Source organism: Paraglaciecola sp. (genome assembly GCF_030730205.1).
GTDB lineage: Bacteria > Pseudomonadota > Gammaproteobacteria > Enterobacterales > Alteromonadaceae > Paraglaciecola.
Window position 1 is genome coordinate 54,011 of the sequence record NZ_JANQVQ010000059.1, and the last position, 6,588, is coordinate 60,598.

General features: G+C 42.7%; 9 protein-coding genes. 1 reads left to right on the top strand and 8 read right to left on the bottom strand.

The window, feature by feature from the left end; genetic code table 11:
- Positions 1-2: 2 nt before the first annotated feature.
- The 8 genes from NWQ57_RS05575 to hslV form a co-directional block, all read right to left on the bottom strand.
- Positions 3-362, bottom strand: a complete 360-nt coding sequence (locus NWQ57_RS05575; RefSeq protein WP_306021145.1) for a cation:proton antiporter subunit C — start codon at positions 360-362, stop codon at positions 3-5.
- Positions 359-1,336 (bottom strand): DUF4040 domain-containing protein, encoded by a 978-nt coding sequence (locus NWQ57_RS05580; RefSeq protein WP_306021146.1) that lies wholly within the window; start codon positions 1,334-1,336, stop codon positions 359-361. The genes NWQ57_RS05575 and NWQ57_RS05580 overlap by 4 nt, the downstream gene beginning before the upstream one ends.
- The gene (mnhG, locus tag NWQ57_RS05585) at positions 1,333-1,674 is read right to left on the bottom strand and encodes a monovalent cation/H(+) antiporter subunit G (protein ID WP_306021147.1); all 342 of its coding nucleotides are present in this window, start codon (positions 1,672-1,674) and stop codon (positions 1,333-1,335) included. Before mnhG ends, NWQ57_RS05580 begins: the two co-directional genes overlap by 4 nt.
- Positions 1,667-1,939: a monovalent cation/H+ antiporter complex subunit F gene (locus tag NWQ57_RS05590; RefSeq protein ID WP_306021148.1), complete on the bottom strand. Its 273-nt coding sequence runs from the start codon at positions 1,937-1,939 to the stop codon at positions 1,667-1,669. Before NWQ57_RS05590 ends, mnhG begins: the two co-directional genes overlap by 8 nt.
- Before the next feature lie 2 nt (positions 1,940-1,941).
- Complete coding sequence (locus NWQ57_RS05595) at positions 1,942-2,454, bottom strand: Na+/H+ antiporter subunit E (protein ID WP_306021149.1); 513 nt, start codon at positions 2,452-2,454, stop codon at positions 1,942-1,944.
- 5 nt (positions 2,455-2,459) lie between these two features.
- Positions 2,460-2,969: a Rap1a/Tai family immunity protein gene (locus NWQ57_RS05600; protein WP_306021150.1), complete on the bottom strand. Its 510-nt coding sequence runs from the start codon at positions 2,967-2,969 to the stop codon at positions 2,460-2,462.
- A gap of 260 nt (positions 2,970-3,229) precedes the next feature.
- Complete coding sequence (gene hslU, locus NWQ57_RS05605) at positions 3,230-4,567, bottom strand: HslU--HslV peptidase ATPase subunit (RefSeq protein WP_306021151.1); 1,338 nt, start codon at positions 4,565-4,567, stop codon at positions 3,230-3,232.
- Positions 4,568-4,642: 75 nt separating this feature from the next.
- Positions 4,643-5,167 carry an ATP-dependent protease subunit HslV gene (gene hslV / locus NWQ57_RS05610; protein ID WP_306021152.1) on the bottom strand — a complete coding sequence of 175 codons (525 nt, stop codon included), beginning with the start codon at positions 5,165-5,167 and terminating at the stop codon, positions 4,643-4,645.
- Between the two features lie 462 nt (positions 5,168-5,629).
- Between hslV and NWQ57_RS05615 the strand changes: the two genes are divergently transcribed.
- Positions 5,630-6,451, top strand: a complete 822-nt coding sequence (locus NWQ57_RS05615) for a hypothetical protein (RefSeq protein WP_306021153.1) — start codon at positions 5,630-5,632, stop codon at positions 6,449-6,451.
- Positions 6,452-6,588: the final 137 nt, after the last annotated feature.

A 6,588-nucleotide genomic window follows, 5' to 3' on the forward strand; every position in this document is an offset into this window, starting at 1 on the left:
ATTCAGTCAGCGTCCAAAATTTCGTTTTCTTCTATCGTGCCGTAACACTCATTAATACGTACCACCATTGCTAAACCTAAAGCTAAGGTTGATACCCCCACAACGATAGCAGTCAGAATCAAAACTTGAGGCAGGGGGTTGGAAAATATCTGATCTTTTACACCAGCTTGGATAATTGGCGCAGTACCGCCTTCGACTTTGTCCATGGTGATATACATTAAAAAAACCGCTGATTGAAAAATAGACAAACCAATCAACTTCTTAATTAAATTTGATTTACTAATGACTGCGTACAAACCCACCGTAAGAATGATGGCAAAAACCCAATAATTGAAATAACCCAGCAACTCTAACAGCTTCATGAAAAATTCTCCCGAGATGCAAAAGCATGGTAAATCGACAACAGCGCGCCGCATACAGCCATACCTACACCTGCTTCAATAAACAAAATGCCCATATGTTGCCCAAATATAGGGTCTGCGGCCAAAACAGAATATTCGAGGAAGGAGCCTCCCTTTATAATGCATAGGACGCCGACGCCGCCATACAACAAAGCTCCACCAGCAACCATGCCCAACAGTACACCGCGAGGAATTGCAAGTAAGGCAGCGGTTTCACCTTCAAGAAGCGCGTAAAGAATGACACCAGTGGCTACAATGGCACCGGCTTGAAACCCCCCTCCAGGGCCATATTCGCCATGAAATTGCACGTAGAGACCAAACAAAATAATAAAGGGGATCAGGAACCGACCAACCACTTGAGGAATCAAATGATGCCGCAGCCCAAGGCTCTGTTCTTTTATCTGAGGTTTTCGCGCCGGCTTTACCCCCAGAATAAATAACACGCCGATACAAGCAGCAAAAACCACAAAAACTTCGCCGAGTGTATCGTAGCCTCTAAAGCTACCTAAAATTGCGGTTACCACATTGGGAATATCGATATATTCAGCTGTTTTTTCAATATACCAAGGCGCTACATGCTGATGTACTGGTGCATCAGGGTCGCCAAGTCTTGGTTTGTCAAAGGTGGCATAAATAATCAGTAAGGCCAATACTCCCACAGTGCCATAGGTGATCCAACGCCCGCCTTCTCGGGGTTTTTCCCGATCGTCAGTTAAAGCCAAGGCGCACAGGAAAATAACGGTAGTGATACCCGCACCCACTGCTGCTTCGGTTAAGGCCACATCTGCGGCATCTAAGATGAAAAAATTTGCCGCCATAAGCAAACTAAAGATAGAGGTTAGCATTACCGCAACAAACAAATCTTTGGCACGTACAATAGCAACGGCGGTAATAACCAATAAAGACAGCAAAAAAACCGCAAAGATAATTATCATTGTGACTCTTTCTCCTTGGGGTCATCGCTTGCAGAGCCTGCATCAGGTTTAAGCCCAGATAAGAGCGCGGCATTTGCCAGCGCATAAGTGGCAGTTGGACCGGTAAGTAAGAGAAACAACATGATGGCAAACAACTTTAACGCAGCCAGAGATAAGCCAGCCTGCAGCATCATGCCTACAAAAATTAAAATAGTGCCCATGGTATCAGTCAAACTGGCAGCATGGATTCTGGTATAAAAGTTAGGTAAACGCAGCCCACCAATACCGCCAATCAATACGCACATTCCACCTAATACTAGAAGTATCCAACTCAGTATATCTAGCACGAGATCAATCATCTTTTGCCCTCGTTTTTTTGGCGCGGTTTTGAAAATACTCTAAAACGGCAAGTATCCCCACCATATTCACCAAGGCGTAGGCCAGCGCAAGGTCAAGGAAATCTGGTCGCCCGTACAAAAATGCAATAACCGACAAGAGTAACACTGTCTTTGTGCCAAACACATTGGCCGCCAACACTCGGTCGTAAACACTAGGCCCCATCAATGCCCGGACCAACGCAAGCACCATAGTGACCAAAATAGCGATAGAGACAACAATATACATGTTTATTTCTTCTCCAAAGCAGCGGCCCGACGATTTGCCTCGCCTTTTTGTATTTCTTTGGCGCCTTCAATGGTTAAGCAGTGAATGAGTAACTTTCCTTCGTGAACATCTAGCGTAACTGTGCCCGGAGACAAAGTAATTGAATTACCTAAGATGACATGACCCACATCTGTTTTGGTCGCTGCATCTAGCACAACCACGGTAGGACTAATGGGTAATGAGGGGCTTAATATCAGCTTGGCCACATCGATACTGGACGTCACAATCTCTTTTAACAGCCACCACCAGTAACCCGGTAAACGATGTAACACTTTAAACATCGCTTGATGATGCCTAAAAAAGCCCATTCGATGGGCTAGGTAAACACTCAACACACAAGAAAATGCACCCAAGCCCATAACCAAAGGCTTATACAGGCCTGACCAAAGCAACCACGAAATGGCAAGAACAAGCAATAATAGTAAGATAGAGGAAAGTCGTGCCTCGCCTCGTTGTAGCACGCGTTTAGCTCTCATACGTTTCATTGTTCGCAAGGATAATTTTTCATAAGTGATTTGTAGACAACTTCCATCGCCGGCTCATCTTTTGCCGTAGTGGCTAAACCAGCCGCTAAATCTACAACAATGACATCGACTACGTCACGCAGTGGCAAGGGATCACCAAGACAGAAGCCTGCCAATTTCGCTGCCCGAGAAAGATCAACTCGGCCCGGCATACGAGTACGCATCGCACGTTCAGTGAAGGTTTCATTACCAGAAATGGCATTTTCAGCGCTTAACATTACCCGAGCATCAGTAGCGATTGCCCCATCAATAAAACCTTGAATGTAACGCACACAGTATTGGCCGTCGGCCCCTTCTGGGTTGGTACTAAGCAGTGCACAATGAGAAGCTAATTCTTGAGCAGTCAGTACTTCGACAGCATTTGCCTTTGACAGTGATACAGATAGCAGAACGGCAATGGCACACGCTAATTTGGAATAAATCTTTACAGTATTTCGCGTGCTTGAATGTTTCGTTTTTAAGGACATTTAAGGAAGCTCGTTACTAAAATTTATCAACATTATGAACTATTTACCGCCGTGTGCAAGTTTTTGCCAAGTAGTATTTTTATGTTTCATTGGTGTAAATTGACGCCATTTAAGACGCTCAAAATCAAGGGAGATTGGCCTGAGCCAGAGCGCCTACGATCATTATTTTTGAATATAGAGTGCTAGGAATTATTAATAAGTAATCATCGATAAAAAAATGCCACTCAAGTTGAGTGGCATTTTTTAGCGAACAACACGTCTTATAAAATAAAGCGGCTTAAGTCTTCGTCTTCTACCAACATATCCAAATGATCATTCACGTATTTAGCGTCGATGGTCAGTGCTTCACCGTTTTTCTCTGAAGCATCAAAAGAGATATCTTCCATGAGTTTTTCCATCACAGTGTGCAGACGACGTGCGCCGATGTTTTCGGTACGTTCATTCACAGTCCAAGCGGCATTTGCAATACGTTCTATACCTTCATCGGTAAATTCAATATCTACCCCTTCGGTCTTCATTAGTGCGATATACTGCTCAGTCAATGAAGCGTTAGGCTCAGTTAAAATACGTACAAAGTCTTGCGCGGTGAGCGCTGACAATTCGACACGAATAGGTAAACGCCCCTGTAGCTCAGGAATTAAGTCAGAGGGTTTGCACATTTGAAACGCCCCTGACGCGATAAACAAAATATGGTCAGTTTTAACCATGCCATGTTTAGTTGACACCGTAGAGCCTTCAACCAAAGGGAGTAAGTCGCGTTGTACACCTTCACGTGATACATCACCACCGCTGCCACCGGCACCTTCGCGCTTACAGATTTTGTCTATCTCATCAATAAACACAATGCCGTTTTGCTCAAGTGACTCAATGGCGGTTTGCTTGAGCTCTTCTTGATTCACTAATTTGGCCGCTTCGTCATCAATTAATAACTTAAAGGCATCTTTCACTTTTAAGGTTTTCTTTTTCTTCGACGAACCAGAGCTTAGATTTTGAAACATACCTTGCAACTGGTTGGTCATTTCTTCCATACCAGGAGGCGCCATAATTTCTACACCAATTTGTGGCGCAGCAACATCAATCTCTATTTCTTTGTCGTCTAATTGACCTTCACGTAATTTTTTTCGGAAAATCTGACGAGTATTTTTGCCTTGAGCTTCTTCTTTTTCCCCCCAAACGTTTTCCGGAGGTGGCAGCAAAGCATCAAGAATTCGCTCTTCGGCTGCTTCTTCTGCGCGGAATTTAACGCGTGTGGTAGCTTGCTCTTTGGTCATCTTTACCGCGATATCCGCTAAATCTCGGATAATAGAGTCGACTTCTTTACCTACATAACCCACTTCAGTAAATTTAGTGGCTTCTACCTTAATAAACGGCGCATTGGCGAGTTTAGCCAAACGACGAGCAATTTCGGTTTTACCTACACCTGTTGGACCAATCATTAAAATATTTTTTGGGGTAACTTCTTGACGAAGCTCAGCCGGCAATTGCATTCTGCGCCAGCGATTACGCAAGGCAATAGACACTGCTCGCTTGGCATTTTTCTGGCCAATAATATGGCAATCTAATTCGTGAACAATTTCTCTGGGGGTCATTTCTGACATAATCTCAACCTATATTTTGTGAGCGTAAATAATGGGTTTGCCATGATTCGTTTTTTGCAAACCAGCTGGCGCTAATTAGTACTCGAGTAACTCAACAGTGTGATGATGATTGGTAAATACGCAGATATCACCAGCAATGGTGAGACTTTTTTCAGCGATTTCTTTAGCCGACAAGTCGGTATTGTTTAACAAAGCAGTAGCCGCAGCTTGGGCATAATTTCCCCCCGAGCCAATAGCAACTAAGTCTTGTTCGGGCTGCACCACATCGCCGTTACCGGTAATAATAAAAGAAGCCGTTTCATCGGCCACAACAAGTAAAGCTTCGAGCTTGCGTAACATGCGATCGGTACGCCAGTCTTTAGCCAGTTCAACAGCCGCACGGGTTAAATTCCCTTGATGCATCTCGAGTTTTGATTCAAAACGTTCAAACAAAGTAAAAGCATCGGCGGTACCACCAGCAAACCCTGCCAACACTTTGTTGTGATACAGGCGACGCACTTTCTTGGCATTGCCTTTCATTACGGTATTACCAAGCGATACTTGGCCGTCTCCAGCAATAACCACCTGATTATTACGACGTACTGATACGATAGTAGTCACTAGACTTCCTTAAAAATTTTAGACAAATAGTTTGTCGGATTAACGCTAAATAATAGAATGAGCTGCTACCCCTACCCACCTTAAAAGCGCACTATGAGCTAGATGTGGGGAGGAATGTATTATTTTCAAGGATGAACTGTCAGCCCAAGCTCAGTAAAAGCGAAAATAGGATAAGTTGTAATAATTGATAATTTGGACTGATAAGTCTTGGCCTACTCTGTCAAGGCGCTTCGAGCGATCATTAGACAGTCTAGGACGTTCACGGCTATTGCTGGTTTACTAAGAATGCGATCTGTCCAGTGTTGAAAATTCTAGACGAGTTGTGCATATAATGTATTCTGGTTAAATCAACATCGAGTGGCCGAAATCACAACAACTTTTATTTTAAAAACAGAGTTAATGTGCAACCGTTCTTGTTTTATTATGCAAAGTGCTCCCAGCATCACTTAAAAGGATTTATGAATGTTTATCTACTCTACTCGACGATTAATTGCATTATTTTGCCTCAGCTTTTTTGCTCAATGCAGCCAAGTACAAGCAATAACTTCTGACTCCATTTCTTTAAAAGCAGGCCTGTGGGAAGGCATCGAAAGTTCAACCTTACATTATAGATTGTTAGAGATAGGTAATGACGGAAGACATAAGTTCCACAGTCTAGCGATCTCCTCCGCATTAAAAAAAGGTAGTACGTATTCATTTACTAATGATGATGTTAAGTGCACCAATACGGAATGCGTCATCCAATTTCCAACCACAAATGACAACTCAAAAAGGTTAATTATCACACCGTATTTAGACTCATCATACAAAGTGTTAGAAATTTCAATAAATAATACTATGCAACCATTGGCACAAACTACTTACCAACTCGATTCTGCGGAAACTGGCTCGGCGGTCGGTAGCTTTTTAAATACATACAAAGACCCAATAAAGAAATCCTTAATTAAACTAAATAGCGACACTGAGATTTTTGGTTTATGGGTAGGTAAGTTAGTTATGGATGACAAGCCGCAATTGTTGTCTTTTGCAGTGTATCCTGATCGACAATCAAATTTCACGCTGCATTTAAATGGTAAGTCCTATGTAAATAGCACGACATTTATGGCAACAGATATTAGTGTCGAAGAGAGAGGGGGGATTCATATTAAAACTGAGCACCCTACTTTTGCCAATCAGCTATTAATAAATAGAGTGAGTAGTTCTCAACTTCGCGGATACATGTATACGGTGCGCAAAAGTAAAACATTACAGACTGGGGAATTTTGGTTATTGAGGATTGAGTAATTGTTAGTTTTTTTTAAATAAGCGTCCGTAAATAACAGCTACGTTGCTATGCATCATTATCCATTACCGCTTTCTGCTATTTGGGATCGTTCACATTACATCTGATGACGATCGGCAAATGACACATAGTTATCTGT

Excerpts from the sequence above, each read along its gene's own strand:
- NWQ57_RS05575 (WP_306021145.1), bottom strand. The coding sequence starts at position 362 with ATGAAGCTGTTAGAGTTGCTGGGTTATTTCAATTATTGGGTTTTTGCC.
- NWQ57_RS05580 (WP_306021146.1), bottom strand. The coding sequence starts at position 1,336 with ATGATAATTATCTTTGCGGTTTTTTTGCTGTCTTTATTGGTTATTACC.
- mnhG (WP_306021147.1), bottom strand. The coding sequence starts at position 1,674 with ATGATTGATCTCGTGCTAGATATACTGAGTTGGATACTTCTAGTATTA.
- NWQ57_RS05590 (WP_306021148.1), bottom strand. The coding sequence starts at position 1,939 with ATGTATATTGTTGTCTCTATCGCTATTTTGGTCACTATGGTGCTTGCG.
- NWQ57_RS05595 (WP_306021149.1), bottom strand. The coding sequence starts at position 2,454 with ATGAGAGCTAAACGCGTGCTACAACGAGGCGAGGCACGACTTTCCTCT.
- NWQ57_RS05600 (WP_306021150.1), bottom strand. The coding sequence starts at position 2,969 with ATGTCCTTAAAAACGAAACATTCAAGCACGCGAAATACTGTAAAGATT.
- hslU (WP_306021151.1), bottom strand. The coding sequence starts at position 4,567 with ATGTCAGAAATGACCCCCAGAGAAATTGTTCACGAATTAGATTGCCAT.
- NWQ57_RS05615 (WP_306021153.1), top strand. The coding sequence starts at position 5,630 with ATGTTTATCTACTCTACTCGACGATTAATTGCATTATTTTGCCTCAGC.